Here is a 17,340-nt window from a genome sequence, read left to right on the forward strand (position 1 = left end):
CGATCCGTACGTCCCAGAGCCGGCCCGCTCGGCCTCCGCGGAGGTGCGAGGTGCGTGTGCCGTCAGAGCACTCGCAGCGTCCAGGACCAGTGGTGGGTACCGGCCGCGATGAGGTAGGAGGGCGAGGTGTCGGGCCCGCACGAGGCGGTGCCCAGGCCGCGGTGGGCGGCGTCGAGGTGCACGACGCAGCCGGGCCGCGGCACCAGCTCGTCGTGGTGTGCGGCGGCGGCCAGATCCTCGGCCCGGTAGCGGGTCACGGAGACCTGGGCGGGCGCCGTAAGGTCCACGCTCAGACCCGTGGCGTCCGGCGCCGACAGGGTGAAGCGCCGTACGCCGTGCCGTCCGCCGCTCTCCTGCGGGCGCAGGTAGGGGGTGAACAGCTCGTCCACGGGAAGGGTGTGGTGGCCCACGGGCGCGCCCGAACTCCGGTCCGGGTACGACTCCCAGGGCCCCTGGCCGAACCACTCCAGGACATCGAGCCCGGCGACGGTCTCGAAGACGGAGCCGACCCGTGCCACGTCGTCGAGCCCGTCCGGCAGTACGGCGCTCTCCTCGACGCGGACACCGCCCTCGACCCGGGTGAACACCTGCTCGTGGCGGACCGTCCCCGCGCCGGTCGCGTACTCGGCGAGCACGGTGACCCGGCCGTCCTCCCGGCGTACGGCGACGGCCTTCCGTACGAGCGCGTCGAGTCCCTGTTCGTGCCAGCGCGCCGCCATGCCGCCCAGCTCGTCGTTGTCGGTCGGCGCGCGCCAGAGCGAGAGCACGGGAGCGAACGTGAGGAGGGGGTGGGCCAGGAGACCGTCGTCGTCCACCTCGACCTCGCCGGGCTCGCGCACCGGCGCGACCGGATCCGGGGCCCGCAGCCGCACCTGCGGCACACACACCTCCGTACCGCGCGGTCCCCACGGCTCGTCCCCGGCCGTCGTCACCCGCAGTGTGAGCCAGGCCTCGCCGCCGTCCTCGGGCAGGACGAAGGGAAGCGGCACCGAGGCGGACTCACCGGGTCCCAGGTCGGGCAGGTCGGCCGGTGCCGTGCGGGTGCCGCCGTCCGCGAGGGAGAGCGACCACTCGGCCGCAAGCCACCGCAGATCCTTGAAGTGCTGGTGGTTGGAGATCCGCAGCCCGCCCCGCTCACGGTCCAGCCGCACCGGCGCCGCGATCTCCCGGTGCTCGTACATCACCGGCTTGGGCGTGCGGTCGGGGAAGACGACCCCGTCGGCGATGAAGACGCCGTCATGGATCACCTCGCCGAAGTCACCGCCGTAGGCCCAGCGGTAGCCGGGGGCGGCGACACCCCTCTCGTACAGTCCGGTGCCGGCGCGCCCGGCAGGTCTGCCGTCGTTCACGTCCTGCAGAATGCCGTGGTCCCAGAACTCCCAGATGAAACCGCCCTGAAGACCCGGGGTCGACTCGATGGCGGCCCAGTGGTCGGCGAGCGTGCCGTTGCTGTTGCCCATGGCGTGCGAGTACTCGCACTGGATGAGCGGCTTGGTCTGCCGGCCGGAGAGGGCGTGGGCGACACAGTCCTCGACGGGCGCGTACATGGGACAGGCGATGTCCGAGGCGAGCGCCGGGTCGGCCCAGTCGAGCTTGGCCGCGCCCTCGTACTGGAGCGGCCGGGTCGGGTCGTGACGGCGGAGCCAGCCCGCGGCGGCGTCGTGGTTGGCGCCGTAGTCGGACTCGTTGCCCAGCGACCAGATGATCACGCTGGGGTGGTTCTTGTCGCGCAGCGCCATCCGCGAGACGCGGTCCACGAAGGCGCCCAGGTAGCGGGGGTCGTCGGCGATCTCGTGGGCGTGGTCGTGCGACTCGATGTCCGCCTCGTCGACGACGTAGAAACCCAGTTCGTCCGCGACGTCGAGCAGCGAGGGGTCGTTCGGATAGTGGGCGGCGCGGATCGCGTTGAACCCGAAGCGCTTCAGCAGTTCCAGATCCGCGCGCATGTCCTCGTAGGTGACCGTCCGGCCCGTCAGCGGATGGAAGTCGTGCCGGTTGACGCCCCGGACGTAGATCCGCTCGCCGTTGAGGAGCAGGTCCCGGCCGCGGATCTCGACCTCGCGGAAGCCCACCCGGTGGAACGAGGTGTCGGCGACCGTGCCGTCGGGGCGGTGCAGCCGGACGGTGAGGCCGTACAGCTCGGGCGTCTCCGCCGTCCAGGCGCGTACGTCGTCGACGACCGTGCCGAGCCGCGCCTCGCCGAGGAAGTCGGAGATTCGGCCGTCCTCCTCGTTGAAGCGGTCGAACTCGGTGTCCTGGACGAGGAGTTGATCGTCCAGCTCGCCGGTGACACACCAGCCCTCGGGAAGCGGGCCCGAGGCCTGCCGCACCTTGCAGTCCACACGCAGCTCGCCGTCGAGCCGGGTCCGCACGGTCACGTCGGCCAGATACAGCGGATCGGTGGCGTACAGCAGGACCGGGCGGGTGATGCCGCCGTGCCACCACTGGTCCTGGTCCTCGACGTGCGAGGCGTCCGACCACTTCACGACGGTGAGCCGCACGGTGTGCGCCGAGCCGGGGCGCACCACGGCGGATAGGTCGAACTCGGCCGCCAGGTGCGAGTCCTTGGAGACGCCGACCGGCCGCCCGTCCACGTGCACCAGCAGCACGCTCTCGGCGGCGCCCACCTGGAGCACGATCCGCCGGCCCGCCCACTCGGCCGGAACCTCGACCTCGCGCTCGTACACGCCCGTCGGGTTCGCCGCCGGGGAGGCGGGCGGGAACTCGCCCCACGGCATCCGCGCATTGGTGTACCAGGGCAGGTCGCCGGTGTCCTGGAGGGTCCAGGCGCCGGGGACCTGCGCCGGGGACCACCGGGGACCGGGCTCCGCGACCGGTGTCGGCAGCAGCTGGAACCGCCACTCACCGTCCAGGGACACCGCCCCGGAGCGCCGGTCCACGGCGTTCATCGGCAGACGCCCCCAGGAGGTCACCTCAGGTGCCTCCCAGGGGCGCAGGGCGATCAGCGGATCGCTCGTCAACGGATGGCCCCCTTGCCCAGGTCGCCGATGATCTGCCGGGCGCCGATCGCGAAGACGATCAGCAGCGGGACGAGGGCGAGCAGCGCGCCCGTCATGACCATCCCGTAGTCGGTCGTGCCGTGCACGCCGTTGAGCTGGGACAGCGCGACCTGGAGGGTGACGTTGTCCGGGTTGGTGAGGGCGATCAACGGCCAGGCGTAGTCGTTCCACTGGCCCATGAAGGTGAAGATGCCGAGGAAGGCCAGGCCGGGGCGGACCACGGGGAGCGCCACGTGCCAGTACTGGCGCAGGAATCCGGCGCCGTCGAGCTTGGAGGCGTCGATCAGCTCGTCGTGGATCGCGCTCTTCATGTACTGGCGCATCCAGAAGATGCCGAACGCGTTGGCCGCCGCCGGCACGATCAGCGCGGTCATCGTGCCGATCCAGCCCAGCTTCGCCATGATCACGAACTGCGGGATGGCCTGGAGCTGCGCCGGCACCATGAAGATCGCCATCATCACCGCGAACAGCGTCCGGCGGCCCGGGAAGTGGAACTTGGCGAAGACGAACGCCGCGAGCGAGTCGAAGAACAGGACCAGGAACGTCACCGAGGTCGCGACCAGCAGCGAGTTGAACATCGACCCGAAGAAGTCGACGTTGTCGAAGAGATGACGGACGTTCTCGAGCAGGTGCGAGCCGGGCAGCAGCTTCGGCGGGTAGGAGAAGATCTCCGTCGACTGGTGCGTCGACATGATCACGGCCCAGTAGAAGGGGAAGACCGAGAGCACCAGCCCGACGATCAGGACCACGTGGAGCGCGATGCCCCGCCGTTGAGATCCCCTGACGCGCGCCGGGCGCCCAGGACCTCCGCTGGACGCGGTAGGCCCAGCAACTTCGCTGGACGCCGTACGCCCAGGACCTCCGTTGGACGCGGTGCGCCCCGAACCCTTGTTGGTCGGCATGGCCGCGGCCTCCCTAGTCCTCGCCCCGGCGCTGGACCAGCCGCCAGTTGACGATCGAGAAGATGATGACGACGAGGAAGATCCCCCAGGCGACGGCGGCGCCGTATCCGAAGTCGTTGTTGTCGAAGGTCTGCTGGAAGAAGTAGAGGACCATGGTCTGGCCCGAGTGACCCGGACCGCCCGCGAACGAGGAGTTGTTGTCGGTGGTCTGCAGCAGCACCTGTGGTTCGGAGAAGGTCTGGAGACCGGTGACCGTCGAGATGATGAGCACGAAGAGCAGCGTCGGCCGCAGCATCGGCAGCGTGATGCGGAAGAAGGTCTGCACGGGCCCGGCGCCGTCCATCCGCGCCGCCTCGTACAGCTCGCCCGGAATCGTCTGGAGGCCGGCGAGGAAGATGATCGCGTTGTAGCCGGTCCACTGCCAGGTCATCAGCGTCGCGATGGCGACCTTGATGCCCCAGGGGGTGTTCAGCCACGCCACCTGGTCGAGACCGACCGCCTGGAGAAGGGCGTTGACCAGGCCGAAGTTGGTGGAGAAGACCGAACCGAAGATGATCGCGACCGCGACGATCGAGGTGACGTTCGGCAGGAAGAAGGCGAAGCGGTAGACGTTCTTGAAGCGGACCGCCGAGTTGAGCATCACGGCCGTGACCATCGACAGGAAGATCATCGGGAAGGTGGCCAGCGCCCAGATGACGAGCGTGTTCCCGATCGAGCTCCAGAACTGGCTGTCGGAGACCAGATAGCGGTACTGCGACAGACCGGCGTACTCCATCGAGCCGAGTCCGTCCCAGCGGTGGAACGACAGGTAGAGCGAGAAGCCGACCGGGATCAGCCCGAAGGCGAGGAAGAGTAGATAGAAGGGGGAGATCGCGGCGTAGAGCCGCCAGTAGCTCAGGATGCCCTTCTTCCGGTGCACGGGCGGGGTGTCGGGCACGACGGCCGGGGGCGTGTGGACCACGGGTGCGGTAGTCATGTCAGTAACTCACCCCCAGGTGGTCCGCGATGCGTCGGCACTTGCTCATGGCGTCCTTCCAGGCCTGCTCCGCGTTCTTGCCGAGGACGGAGAAGTTGCGCAGTTCGTCGTCGATCGGGGTCTTGAGCGCCACGTCGTAGGGGCTGTTGTAGGCGACCGGGATCTTCTCCGCCGCGGGCCCGAAGACGTCCATGGTGATCTGGTCGCCGAAGAACTCGTCGGGTTCGCGCAGCTTCGCCATGGCGTACGAGGCCGGCGTCGAGGGGAAGAGGACCGAGTCGACGAACCCCTGGACCTGGTTGTCCGCGTCGAGCATCCAGGTGATCATCTCGAAGGCCCGTTCCGGCTCCCGGCACGCCTTGGTGATCGCCAGGAACGAGCCGCCGATGTTGGAGGGACCGCCGGGACAGCTCGCCACCCGCCACCTGCCCTTGGTCTTCGGGACGTTGAGCTTGATGTCGCCGGCCGCCCAGGAGGCGTTCAGCTGGCTCGGCAGCAGGCCGCGCTCGGTGGCGGAGATGTTGTCCGGCGTGCCGTTGACGATCTTCGAGACCAGACCGCGCCTGGTGGCCTCCACGGCGCGGTCCCAGGCGGTGCGTACGTGCTCCTGGTCGCCGATGAAGTGCCGGTCCCTGTCGACGAACCGCTTGGTGGACTGGTTGACCGAGATGCCGTAGATGCTGAGCGCGTCGGTGAGGATGAACGCGCCGGGGACCCGCTTCTTCAACTGCTCACCCGCGGCCATGAACTGGTCCCAGGTGGCCAGTTCACGGGAGACGTCCTCGGGTTCGTGGGGCAGCCCGGCCTTCTCGAAGACGGCGGGCTGGTAGTAGTGCGCGACCGGACCGCAGTCGATCGGGAAGCCCACCATCGAGCCGTCCTCGGCGATGCCCTCGTTCCACTTCCAGTCCAGGTAGCGGTCCTTGAGCTTGTCGGCGCCGAGGGTGCGCAGGTCGACGAACTGGTCGGAGTTCGGCAGGTACGAGGCCATGTCCTCGCCCTTGAGCCCGGCGATGTCCGGGATGTGGGCCCGGCCGGTCATCGTGGTCATCAGCTTCGAGCGGTAGTAGCCGCCGATCTGGATGGCCTGGAGGTCCACCGCGCTGTCGTAGCGGGCTCTGGCCTCGTCGACGACCTTGGGGCTCAGGCCGCCGCTCCAGTACCACAGGACCATGTTCCGGCCGGTCGAGCCGGTCGGAACGGCACAGCCGGTCGCCAGACCGCCGAGCGCCGTGGCGGCCGTACCGGCCAGGCCCGCGCGCAGCAGGCCTCTTCGTGAGAGCCGCACAGCTCCCACCGCCTTTCGGTTCTTAGAAGTGCTGTGAAGTTCTTCGCTACGAGAGGGGTGCCGATCAGGGAGTTCATGGGGGGCGACACGGCGTACGGGACGGGATTCAGACGGGATTCAGTGGGGGGTGACGGGCGCGTACCCGACGGGCGGACCGGGGTCGGCCGGGATCCGCTCGGCCAGGAAGCCGTACGCGCGCCGCAGTTCGGGATCTTCGAGCGAGCGCCACCAGCGGTGGACGCCGTACCAGCCGGGCGCGGCCAGGGCGCCGCCGTGCCGGCGCACGGAGAGCCCGGCGGCGAGCACCGCGAAGCGCAGGCGTTCCTCCAGCGGCCAGCCGCCGAGCGAGGCGGCGACGAAGCTCGCGCCGAAGACGTCGCCGGCGCCGGTCGCGTCCAGGACGTCGGTGGCCAGGGCGGGTACCTCGGCGTACTCGCCCGTCGTCTGGTCCACCGCGACGGCGCCGTCGCCGCCCCGGGTGACCACGGCGACCGGCACCAGTTCGGTGAGCGTGCCGAGGGCCGCGACCGCGCTCTCGGTACGGGTGTAGGCCATCGCCTCGGCCTCGTTGGGGAGGAAGGCGTGGCACAGGGAGAGCTGGTCGAGGAGGTCCCTCGACCACTGCTGGGTGGGGTCCCAGCCGACGTCCGCGTAGATCCGGGTGCCGTTGGCGGCCGCCTTGCCGAGCCAGCCGCGCGGTTCGGCCTCCAGGTGCACGAGGGCCGTGCGTGCCTCGGGCGGGTCGCCCATCAGCTCGTCCTGCGAGTACGGCGGTTCCTGGCCGTGGGTGACCAGGGCACGGTCGTCGCCGTACGCGAGGGAGACGGTGACCGGGGTGTGCCAGCCGTCCGCGGTGCGGGAGAGCGAGAGGTCCACGCCCTCCTGGCCGGCGAGGATCCCACGGCAGTACGAGCCGTAGTGGTCGTCGCCGAAGACCGTCGCCAGGGAGGTGCGCAGGCCGAAGCGGGAGGCCGCCACGGCCAGGTTGGCGATGCCGCCGGGGCTCACGCCCATGCCCTCGGTCCAGATCTCCTCGCCGGGGGTCGGCGGTTTGCCCAGCCCGGTGAGGACCAGGTCGTAGAAGAGCAGCCCGGTGAGCAGCACGTCGGGCCGTTCGTCACCCACTAGCGCGTCCTCTCGTCAAAAGTCTGCAAGCGGTGCACAGGATCGTGCGCGCCCTTCGCGGATTTGGCAAGAGTTGAGCAGAACTGAGCATAGAAATGATTGGGAATGACGAGTACTGTTCACGGCGTGCTGGCAGAGCGACGACATCAACTCATCCTGCGGGCCCTGCGTTCCGGGGGTCCCGCGTCCGTGACCGATCTCTCCGACCAACTGGACGTGAGTCCCGCCACCATCCGCCGTGACCTGGTGCGTCTGGAGGAGGAAGGGCTCCTGACTCGGGTGCACGGCGGCGCGGTCGTCGACGAGGGCGACCAGCCCTTCGCCGAGGTCGCCGAGGTCAGGGTGGCCGAGAAGGACGCCATAGCGGTGAAGGCCGCCTCGATGGTCCAGGACGGCCAGTCCGTCCTCCTCGACATCGGCACCACCGCCTTCCGGCTGGCCAGGCAGTTGCACGGCCGCCGGATCACCGTGATCACCAGCAACCTGGTGGTCTTCGAGGAACTGGTGGACGACGAGGGCATCGAGCTGGTGCTGCTCGGCGGCATGGTCCGCCGCGAGTACCGCTCCCTGGTCGGCTTCCTCACCGAGGACAACCTGCGCCAGCTGCACGCCGACTGGGTCTTCCTCGGCACCAGCGGCGTACGGCCGGGCGGACAGGTGATGGACACCACCGTCGTCGAGGTGCCGGTCAAGCGGGCCATGATCAAGGCGGGGGAGCGGGTGGTCCTGCTCGCCGACCGGGCGAAGTTCCCCGGGACCGGAATGGCGAAGGTCTGCGGCCCCGAGGATCTGGACGTGGTGGTGACGAACGCGCCGGTGGACGCGGTGACCCGGTCCTCCCTGGAGGAGGCGGGCGTGCAAGTGCTCGTAACAGGAAAGGCGGAGGAAGCGTGAGGCTGACGATTCTGGGGGGCGGCGGATTCCGGGTGCCGCTCGTGTACGGAGCGCTCCTCGGGGACCGGGCCGAGGGCCGCGTCACCCAGGTCGTGCTGCACGACCTGGACGCGGGACGGCTCTCCGCCGTGACCCGGGTACTGGCCGAACAGGCCGCCGGGGACCCGGACGCACCGGAGGTCACCGCCACCACCGACCTCGACGAGGCCCTGCGCGGCGCCGACTTCGTGTTCTCCGCGATCCGTGTCGGCGGCCTGGAGGGGCGTGCGGCCGACGAGCGGGTCGCCCTCGACGAGGGCGTCCTCGGCCAGGAGACGGTCGGCGCCGGCGGTATCGCCTACGGCCTGCGCACGGTGCCCGTCGCCGTCGACATCGCCCGGCGGGTGGCCCGCCTCGCCCCCGACGCCTGGGTCATCAACTTCACCAACCCGGCGGGCCTGGTCACCGAGGCCATGTCCCGGTACCTCGGCGACCGCGTGATCGGCATCTGCGACTCACCGGTGGGCCTCGGCCGCCGGATCGCCCAGGTGCTGGGCGCGAACCCGCGCGAGGCCTGGATCGACTACGTCGGTCTCAACCACCTCGGCTGGGTACGCGGCCTGCGCGTCGCCGGCCGGGACGAACTCCCGCGGCTGCTCGCCGACCAGGAACTGCTGGGCTCCTTCGAGGAGGGCAGGCTCTTCGGCACCGAGTGGCTCCAGTCCCTGGGCGCGATCCCGAACGAGTACCTGCACTACTACTACTTCAACCGCGAGACCGTCCGCGCCTACCAGCAGGCGGAGAAGACCCGCGGCGCCTTCCTGCGCGACCAGCAGGCCGCGTTCTACGACGAGATGAGCCGCCCGGACGCCGCCGCGCTGACTGCCTGGGACCGCACCCGCGCCGAGCGCGAGGCGACGTACATGGCGGAGAACCGGGACGCGGCGGGCGCGGGCGAACGCGACGAGGACGACCTGTCCGGCGGCTACGAGAAGGTCGCGCTGGCGCTGATGCGGGCCATCGCCCGCGACGAGCGCACCACCCTCATCCTCAATGTCCGTAACCGCGGCACCCTTTCGGTGCTCGACGCCGAGGCGGTCATCGAAGTGCCCTGCCACGTCGACGCCAACGGCGCGCACCCCGTCGCGGTCGACCCGCTGCCGGACCACGCCACCGGTCTGGTGTGCGCGGTGAAGGCGGTGGAGCGGGAGGTGCTGGCGACCGCCGAGTCGGGTTCGCGCACGACCGCGGTGAAGGCCTTCGCCCTGCACCCGCTCGTGGACTCGGTGAACGTGGCACGCAGACTCGTGGACGGCTACACCGCGGTCCACCCAGGCTTGGCGTACCTTAAGTAAGCGCTTTCCATCTTCCTGGAGACTTCCTATGCATGACGAACGCCGCCGCATCGAGGAGCGCGTCGCACGCGTCCACGACCAGCGCGTCAAGCCCGCCATCTACGCCGCGTCCGTGCCCTTCGAGGTCGAGGCCTGGCAGGCTCCCGGTGAGCCCGTCCCGTTCGAGGAGGCCGCCGCCGCCCCGTACGCGCCCTTCGCCATGGACACCCTCTGGGGCCCGCCGTGGGGGACCACCTGGTTCAGGATGCGCGGGACCGTGCCGCCGGAGTGGACCGGCAGGCGCGTGGAGGCCGTCATCGACCTCGGCTTCACCGGCGACTGGCCGGGCAACCAGGCCGAGGCGCTCGTCCACCTCGCCGACGGCACCCCGCTCAAGGCGGTCAACCCGCTCAACCAGTACGTGGCGATCGCCAACCCGGCGGTCGGCGGCGAGGAGATCGACTATCTCGTCGAGGCGGCGTCCAACCCCGACATCCTCGCCAACGACTTCGCCCGGCCGACCCCGCTCGGCGACGTCCTGACCGCCGGCGACAAGCCCCTCTACACCTTCCGGCGCGCCGACATCGCCGTCCTGGACGAGGAGGTCTGGCACCTCGACCTCGACCTCCAGGTGTTGCGCGAACTGATGCTGGAGCTGGGCGAGCAGGACCCGCGCCGGCACGAGATCATGCACGCCCTCGACCACGCCCTCGACCTCCTGGACCTGGACGACATCTCCGGCTCGGCCGCCGAGGTCCGCGCCGCCCTCGTGCCCGTGCTGTCCAAGCCCGCGCACGCGAGCGCCCATACCCTCTCCGGTGTCGGCCACGCGCACATCGACTCCGCCTGGCTGTGGCCGATCCGCGAGACCAAGCGCAAGACGTCCCGCACCTTCTCGAACGTCACCTCGCTCGCCGACGAGTACGAGGAGTTCGTCTTCGCCTGCTCGCAGGCCCAGCAGTACGAGTGGGTGCGCGACAACTATCCGCAGGTCTGGGCCCGCATCCAGGAGTCGGTCAAGAAGGGCCAGTGGGCGCCGGTCGGCGGCATGTGGGTGGAGGCCGACGGCAATCTGCCCGGCGGTGAGGCCCTCGCGCGCCAGCTCGTCCACGGCAAGCGGTTCTTCATCGAGCACTTCGGCGTCGAGACCAAGGGCGTCTGGCTGCCGGACTCCTTCGGCTACAACGCCGCCTACCCGCAGCTCGCCAAGCTCGCGGGCAACGAGTGGTTCCTGACCCAGAAGCTCTCCTGGAACCAGACCAACAAGCTGCCCCACCACACCTTCTGGTGGGAGGGCATCGACGGCACCCGCATCTTCACCCACTTCCCGCCGGTCGACACCTACAACGCCCGCTTCAGCGGCGAGGAGATGTCCCGCGCCGTCCGCAACTACGCCGACAAGGGCCGTGGCACACGCTCACTGGCCCCCTTCGGCTGGGGCGACGGCGGCGGCGGTCCGACCCGCGAGATCATGGAACGGGCGCGCAGGCTGGCGGACCTGGAGGGTTCGGCCAAGGTCGTCGTCGAGCACCCCGACGCCTTCTTCGCCGCCGCGCGCGAGGAGTACCCGGACGCCCCGGTCTGGGTCGGCGAGCTCTACCTTGAGCTGCACCGCGCGACCTACACCTCGCAGGCCCGCACCAAGCAGGGCAACCGTCGCAGCGAACACCGGCTGCGTGAAGCCGAGTTGTGGGCGACCACGGCCGCACTGCACGCGCCGGGCTACTCCTACCCGTACGAGAAGCTCGACCGGCTCTGGAAGACGGTCCTGCTGCACCAGTTCCACGACATCCTGCCGGGGTCCTCGATCGCCTGGGTGCATCGCGAGGCGGAGGCCGAATACGCCCGTGTGGCCGAGGAGTTGGAGACCCTGACGGGCGAGGCGCTGGCCGCGCTCGGCGCCGGTGAGACCCGGGTCTTCAACACCAGCCCCTACGACCGCGCCGAGGTGGTCCGCACCTCCACGGGCGTCCCGATGTACGCCGAGGTACCGGCGAGCGGCAGCGCCCCCCTCGCGGTCGCCGAGTCCCCGCACCCGGTGACGGTCACCGGCCGCGTCCTCGAAAACGGCCTGGTGCGCGTCGCGTTGGACCAGGACGGCACCCTCGCCTCCGTGCGAGACCTGAGGGCGAACCGCGAAGTGCTCGCCGACAAGGGCAACCTGCTCCGACTGCACAGCGACCTCCCCAACTACTGGGACGCCTGGGACGTCGACAAGCACTACAAGAACCGCTACACCGACCTCCTGGACACCGACTCGGTCACCGTCGTGGACGAGGACCCGCTGCTGGGCGCCATCCGGGTGGAGCGCTCCTTCGGCAAGGGCTCGCGGATCGTGCAGACGATCACCGTCCGCGCGGGCAGCCCCCGTATCGACTTCGAGACGGAGATCGACTGGCACGAGGCCGAGAAGTTCCTCAAGGCCGCGTTCCCGGTGGACATCCGCGCCCCGCACTCCTCCGCCGAGATCCAGTTCGGCCACGTCCAGCGCCCCACCCACACGAACACCAGCTGGGAGGCGGCCCGTTTCGAGGTGTACGGCCACCGCTGGGTGCACGTCGGCGAACCCGGCTACGGCGTCGCGGTCATCAACGACTCGACGTACGGCCACGACGTCTCCCGCACGGTCCGCGAGGACGGCGGTACGACGACCACGGTCCGGCTCTCCCTGGTGCGCGCCCCCCGCGTGCCCGACCCGGAGGCCGACCAGGGCAGGCACCGCTTCACCTACTCCCTGCTCCCGGGGGCGACGATCGAGGACGCGGTCGCGGAGGGCTACGCGCTCAACCTGCCACTGCGGGTGGCGGAGGCCGCCCCGGCCGAGCCCGTCGTCTCCGTGGAGGGCGAGGGCGTCACCGTCGAGGCGGTCAAGCTCGCCGACGACGCCTCGGGCGATGTCGTCGTACGCCTCTACGAGTCCCGGGGCGGCCGGGCCACCGGCACCCTGCGCACCGGCTTCGCACTGGCGGGCGCCCAGGTCACCGACCTCCTGGAGCGGCCCTTCCCGGAGACGGAGGCAGCCGTGGACGGCGACGCGGTGACGGTGTCCCTGCGGCCGTTCGAGGTCCTTACGCTGCGGTTGGCGCGGCGCGGGTAGGCGACCCGAGGGGGCCGGCCTTGGTGGTCAGAGCGCCCGCCGGGCCGCGGTCGGGTGCCTTGCCCGTTCTGGGTGAGGCACCCCCGGTCCACCATGGACCGGTGCTCGGCCCGGTGTTGTTCGCGAGGGTGTGGCCGAGGTCTTCACGCAAGCTGCGCAGGGTCTCTACCGATGCGCACCGTGGTTCGGCGAGGGCTTGCGGTGACCGGCGCACGCGCGTCTCGGTGCGCCGGTCACTGAAGGTGATGGTGTGGGCATATTTTGTTACAGAAGTGTCCGCGTGAGTCGGATGCGAAGGTGACTGGGCGTGTGTCGAACGAATCTGACGGACGAAAAGATTCTTCGCACCCGCGTGCGACGTCGGACCGGCTTCCTGTGAAGTGACCAAGGCTATGAGTCGACATTGTGTCGTGCGGGTGTCGTGGAGTGGTCGGCGGGAAGGATGCGAGGATTTCCTTTGGTGTTTTCCGATTCCCGCATTTCCGGTCCTGGAGTTAGGGATCGCCTTCTCCCGGCCGGGGTAGATACTGGCCGCTAAAGTCCAATTGATGCCGGGCTTATGTTCGACCTTCGAACTCTGAGTCGAGGGCGCCTCAAGTTAGGGCACCCTTCCTTTCCTATTACGGTCGGCCAAATGGTGCTCGCAAGTGGCCAGGAGTGATCCACTGACTCCTGGCGGCGTCGGTCCGGCGCCTTCACATAAGTAGCCTAGGTGTCTAAAGGTTTAAAACGGACGATGGCGCGATGCGTCTCGTTCGAGGTGACTGGTTCGTCAACTGCAGTCCAGGATTTTTGCTGAAATCCCTGTAGCTAGGGATTTGGAGCCAGGAGCATTTCCACTGGCGTGTCCTCGGCTGGCGCGTCGTGGTTAAGGTGGGTGCCTGGTCTGAGCCTAGGTGGGTCCAGGCCCTTGGAAGGCTCCGGAGTGTGGTGCTCCGGAGCCTTCCGTCTTATGTGACGTACTTCATCCGGGCTTCTCGGTGCTCATCCGGTGCCCTATCCGACGCTTCTGTGAATATGCCAGAAAATAGCGTCCCTGTATATCCCGATGAATTTCCCTGAATTGTGGAATTGCAGGTTTCTGTGATGTTCCCCACCAGAGTCAAACAAGGCACGCTACAGACTCCCTACCGCCAGGGATTCCGTGCCGATCCGAAAGGTCCTCGCTGGTGATTTGCTGTGAGCTAGGGGTAGCGTTATCGGCCTGACGTACTCACCTTGCGCCGCCCTGGCCACCACAGCACAACGCTCGGGCGGACGTCGCAGGGGAGGGCGCTGGATCCACCGCCCGGGTGCGCCCGCCTTTATGGGGGCGCACCTGCGTATATCGACCATAAAAGGACATCAGGCCGCATGTGTACCGCTGTCAGCGGTGGCTTCGCCGCGTGTATCCGCCGCGCGATCCACCGCCGCGAAGACGTAACCGCCCGTCACCATGCCTGCTCCGCCGCGTCGTTCGGCTCCGGGCAGGATTCTCGGCCGTGCGAAAGGGGGGTGTGACGGATGCCCGCCATGCCCCACGCTCCGCGGCTGAGTGACCTCGTTCTCGGCCGCGCGACGATGCCCGACGGAAGCTTCCTCAAGCACCTGCCCGCGCCGACCTGGAAGGCGATGATCCAGGACTGGGACCAGCGCATCCGCTCCTACAGTCGGGACGACCGGCTCCCGCTGGGCCCGGACGACCGGCACGTGTTCATCATCGTGCAGGGGTGCGTCCGTCAGGAACGCTTCCCGCACGGCGCCTATCCCGGGTCGCCCTCGATCACCCGTTTCCGCGGTATCGGGGAGGTGGTCGGCGAGGCCAAGCTCATCGAGCAGACCTCCGCGGTCAGCACCACGTGCCTGGCAAAGACGTACGTCATCCCCTGGCGCGTCACCTATATGCACCGCCTGCAGCGCAAGCACCCGGATGTCCAACTGGCCCTGCTGCGCAGCATCGAGGACCGCAGCAGGCGGGACGAGCGGATCTACGGCACCTTCGTGCTGCCGCCGTTCCAGCGCGTCAGCATGCTTCTGGCGCATCTCGCGGAGACGGCCGGTGTGCCCGACCCCACGGTCTCGCGCCGCACCGTAATCAGCGGTCTGACCCAGCGGGATCTGGCCGCGGCCCTCCAACTCGGTGTCTCCACAGTGGAGAACGCGGTCGGTAGTCTCCGGCGTCACGGCGCCCTTGAGGCCGGATACCGTAAGTTCATCGTTCACGATCTCGATGCCCTTCACGACAGTGCCATCAGCACCTGACCCCAGGTGTCTGGACCCACCGCCCCAAAAGCCGCACCCACCACCCCGGACTCCGGGCGTGCGGCCCTCAGACCAAACTAGGAAGAAACATGCTGCTCAGCGCCATCGTCGCCGAACCCAGCGACGCCACCCTCATCGCGACCGGCGTCAGTTCCTTCGTCGTCGGCGGTGTCGGTGCCTTCACGGTGACGCACCACAGGAAGATGTTCGCCTGGATCAGGAAGGTGAACAGGAGGGACGAAGAGGCTGTCGAACTCGGCGTCCCCGAAAAGGCGTTGGGCCTGCTATTCACGGAGGTGTGCCGACTCTCCAACACGCCCGCCTACGCGGCGGACCTGGTGGAGGTGACGCGGATCGCCAACGAGATCAAGGGGCGCATCAAGAACACCGAGGACATCCGTCCCGAACTCCAGGAGGTCGTCGGGTGCGCGAAGGACTATGTCACCACGGCCCTGCCCGAGCCTCCGACGACCGTCCGCATGCCCGTCGCCGACATGCGGGCCCACCTGGTGCAGGCGATGAAGCAGGAATCCGCCCGCACCGCTCTGGAGTGCGCCATCAACGCCGCCGAGCAGAGGATCAACACGCTGCGACGCATCTGAGTACCGGGATCACCCGCACGGTGAGGGGCCGCACGGAGATCTCCGTGCGGCCCCTCACCATGGTCAGGTCCGGATGTGCGCCTCGTTCGGACGGTCAGCCGGTGAAGCCGGCCGTGATGGATGTGAACTGCCAGTTGGTCTGGCTGATGCCGGAGCAGTTGCTGACCACGCCGCCGCCGGCGCAGGGCCGGTCGCGGTTGACCGCCCAGTAGGCGAGGCGTGCGATGTGGTGCGAGTTCGCCCAGTCGCGGATCTGGGTCCAGGTCGCGGGCGAGGTGAGCTCCTGCTGGTCACTGAGCCCGTTCATGCCCGAGATGCCGATGTGCGCGTACGCCGTGGCGTCGTCCCAGCCGAAGGTGGACTTCAGCTTGGTCTTCAGGCCCTCGGTGGCGTTCACCGTGTTGCCGTACATGTCGGCCCCGCCGCCGAAGTCGAACGGCATGATCGTGAAGACGTCGATGTTGGCGCCGAGCGCCGAGGCCCGCTCGATCAGCCGGTTGCCCCAGTAGGTCGGACCGGTGGTCGAGGTGCCGAAGGTGATGATCGTACGCAGACCCGGGTTGTTCGCCTTGACGATCTTCAGGGCGTTGAGGATCCGGTCCTGGACGACCTCGTTCTCGAACTCGTCCGAGTTCTCGATGTCGACGTCGATCGCCTTCAGCCCATAGGCGTTGATCACCTGCTGGTACGCGCCCGCCAGAGCCTCCGGCGTCGAGCAGTTCGGCCCGAGCTTGTTGCCGCTCCAGCCGCCGATCGACGGCACGATGTCACCGCCCCCGGCGCGTACGGCGTTGATGACCGACTGGTCGTTGCCGCCGGTCAGCGGGCGCGCTCCGTCCCAGGCCGGGTTGCAGCCGCCCGAGGAGAGGATGAACGCCATCGTGAACCACTTGATCCCGGTGGAGTTCATCACCGTGCTCACCGCGGGCGGGTCGCCCCAGCCGAGGTAGAGGTAGGGCGCCGCCTGCTTGAACGCGGTACCGCCGCTGCCCGCGTTCGTGGTCACCGCGACGGAGTTGGAGGCGGCGGAGAGGTTCCCCGCCGCGTCCCGCGCCCGCACCGTGAACGTGTAGGCGGTGCTCGGCGACAGACCGCTGACCGTCGCGCTGGTGCCCGACACGCTGAGCACCTGGTTGGCGCCGCTGTAGACGTTGTAGCCGGCGACGCCGACGTTGTCGCTCGAAGCCCCCCACGCCAGGGACACGCTGGAGGAGGTCTTGCTCGGGGAGGTCAGCCCGGTCGGCGCGGTCGGCGCCTGGGTGTCCGAGCCACCGCCGCCCGGACCGTCCAGGCTGATGTCGTCGGCGAGGTAGGTGCCCTGGCCGTACCAGCCGTGCGTGTAGATGGTGGCGCTGGTCTGCGCGGCACCCGTCGTGAAGTTCACGGTCAGCAGGCTGTACGCCGACGGGGACGTCGTCCATGTCGCCGCGCCGCCGTCCACGCCCAGGTACACGTAGTTGCCGCGCACCCAGCCGGTCAGGCTGTACGCCGTGTTCGGCTGGACGGTGACGGTCTGGCTGCACTTGGCGTTGTCGCTCGCGCTCGCCGCCCCCGAGAGGGCCTTGGTGCCGCCGTGCACGGGGGTCGAGACGATCGAGCCCAGGTTGCCGGTGCACGACCAGGGCGAGAGTGCGCCCGACTCGAAGCCGGGGTTGGTGAGGATGTTGGCCGCGTGGGCCGTGGTGGGCAGGGCGACCGCCCCGGCCAGAGCCAGGGCGGCCGTGCCGAGCAATGCGATGAGGCGGCGTCTGGAACGCCTGAAGTGAGTGATGCGCACGCGATCTCCCTGGAGAAATGGGGGTGTTCGGGAGTGCTGGAGAGTGCGCAACCAAGTTGGTATGGACCAATCGAGCTGTCAAGGCGCTGAGCGTGGATTGGTCCA

Annotated in this window: 11 protein-coding genes; 5 read left to right on the forward strand and 6 right to left on the reverse strand. The window is 69.1% G+C overall.

Annotated features, from left to right (window positions below; translation table 11 throughout):
• Positions 1-62: 62 nt before the first annotated feature.
• The 5 genes from ACIP79_RS32860 to ACIP79_RS32880 all read right to left on the reverse strand — a co-directional run bounded on the left by ACIP79_RS32860 (position 63) and on the right by ACIP79_RS32880 (position 7,311).
• On the reverse strand, positions 63-2,981 hold the full coding sequence (locus tag ACIP79_RS32860) for a glycoside hydrolase family 2 TIM barrel-domain containing protein (RefSeq protein WP_401229074.1): 2,919 nt from the start codon (positions 2,979-2,981) through the stop codon (positions 63-65).
• On the reverse strand, positions 2,978-3,769 hold the full coding sequence (locus tag ACIP79_RS32865; RefSeq protein WP_401229077.1) for a carbohydrate ABC transporter permease: 792 nt from the start codon (positions 3,767-3,769) through the stop codon (positions 2,978-2,980). Before ACIP79_RS32865 ends, ACIP79_RS32860 begins: the two co-directional genes overlap by 4 nt.
• 166 nt (positions 3,770-3,935) lie before the next feature.
• Entirely contained in the window at positions 3,936-4,898 is a 963-nt protein-coding gene (locus ACIP79_RS32870) for a carbohydrate ABC transporter permease (protein ID WP_383688057.1), read from the reverse strand.
• Between the two features lies 1 nt (position 4,899).
• Positions 4,900-6,186, reverse strand: coding sequence for an ABC transporter substrate-binding protein (locus tag ACIP79_RS32875; RefSeq protein ID WP_401229080.1), 1,287 nt, complete (start codon positions 6,184-6,186; stop codon positions 4,900-4,902).
• A 117-nt stretch (positions 6,187-6,303) separates the two neighbouring features.
• Positions 6,304-7,311: a carbohydrate kinase family protein gene (locus tag ACIP79_RS32880; protein WP_401229082.1), complete on the reverse strand. Its 1,008-nt coding sequence runs from the start codon at positions 7,309-7,311 to the stop codon at positions 6,304-6,306.
• Between the two features lie 126 nt (positions 7,312-7,437).
• Between ACIP79_RS32880 and ACIP79_RS32885 the strand changes: the two genes are divergently transcribed.
• The 5 genes from ACIP79_RS32885 to ACIP79_RS32905 all read left to right on the forward strand — a co-directional run bounded on the left by ACIP79_RS32885 (position 7,438) and on the right by ACIP79_RS32905 (position 15,458).
• Positions 7,438-8,205 carry a DeoR/GlpR family DNA-binding transcription regulator gene (locus ACIP79_RS32885; protein ID WP_401229254.1) on the forward strand — a complete coding sequence of 256 codons (768 nt, stop codon included), beginning with the start codon at positions 7,438-7,440 and terminating at the stop codon, positions 8,203-8,205.
• Positions 8,202-9,539 (forward strand): 6-phospho-beta-glucosidase, encoded by a 1,338-nt coding sequence (locus ACIP79_RS32890; RefSeq protein ID WP_401229085.1) that lies wholly within the window; start codon positions 8,202-8,204, stop codon positions 9,537-9,539. Before ACIP79_RS32885 ends, ACIP79_RS32890 begins: the two co-directional genes overlap by 4 nt.
• 28 nt (positions 9,540-9,567) lie before the next feature.
• Positions 9,568-12,615, forward strand: a complete 3,048-nt coding sequence (locus tag ACIP79_RS32895) for an alpha-mannosidase (RefSeq protein WP_401229087.1) — start codon at positions 9,568-9,570, stop codon at positions 12,613-12,615.
• A 1,512-nt stretch (positions 12,616-14,127) separates the two neighbouring features.
• Positions 14,128-14,856 carry a Crp/Fnr family transcriptional regulator gene (locus tag ACIP79_RS32900; protein WP_401229090.1) on the forward strand — a complete coding sequence of 243 codons (729 nt, stop codon included), beginning with the start codon at positions 14,128-14,130 and terminating at the stop codon, positions 14,854-14,856.
• An 89-nt stretch (positions 14,857-14,945) separates the two neighbouring features.
• The gene (locus tag ACIP79_RS32905; RefSeq protein ID WP_401229092.1) at positions 14,946-15,458 is read left to right on the forward strand and encodes a hypothetical protein; all 513 of its coding nucleotides are present in this window, start codon (positions 14,946-14,948) and stop codon (positions 15,456-15,458) included.
• Positions 15,459-15,552: 94 nt separating this feature from the next.
• On the opposite strand, the gene ACIP79_RS32910 is transcribed toward ACIP79_RS32905, so the two are convergent.
• A complete protein-coding gene (locus tag ACIP79_RS32910) occupies positions 15,553-17,235 on the reverse strand; it encodes a carbohydrate binding domain-containing protein (RefSeq protein WP_401229095.1) in 1,683 nt (560 codons plus the stop codon).
• Between the last annotated feature and the right edge of the window lie 105 nt (positions 17,236-17,340).

The sequence above is a fragment of the Streptomyces sp. NPDC088747 genome (assembly GCF_044751025.1).
Taxonomy (GTDB): Bacteria; Actinomycetota; Actinomycetes; order Streptomycetales; family Streptomycetaceae; genus Streptomyces.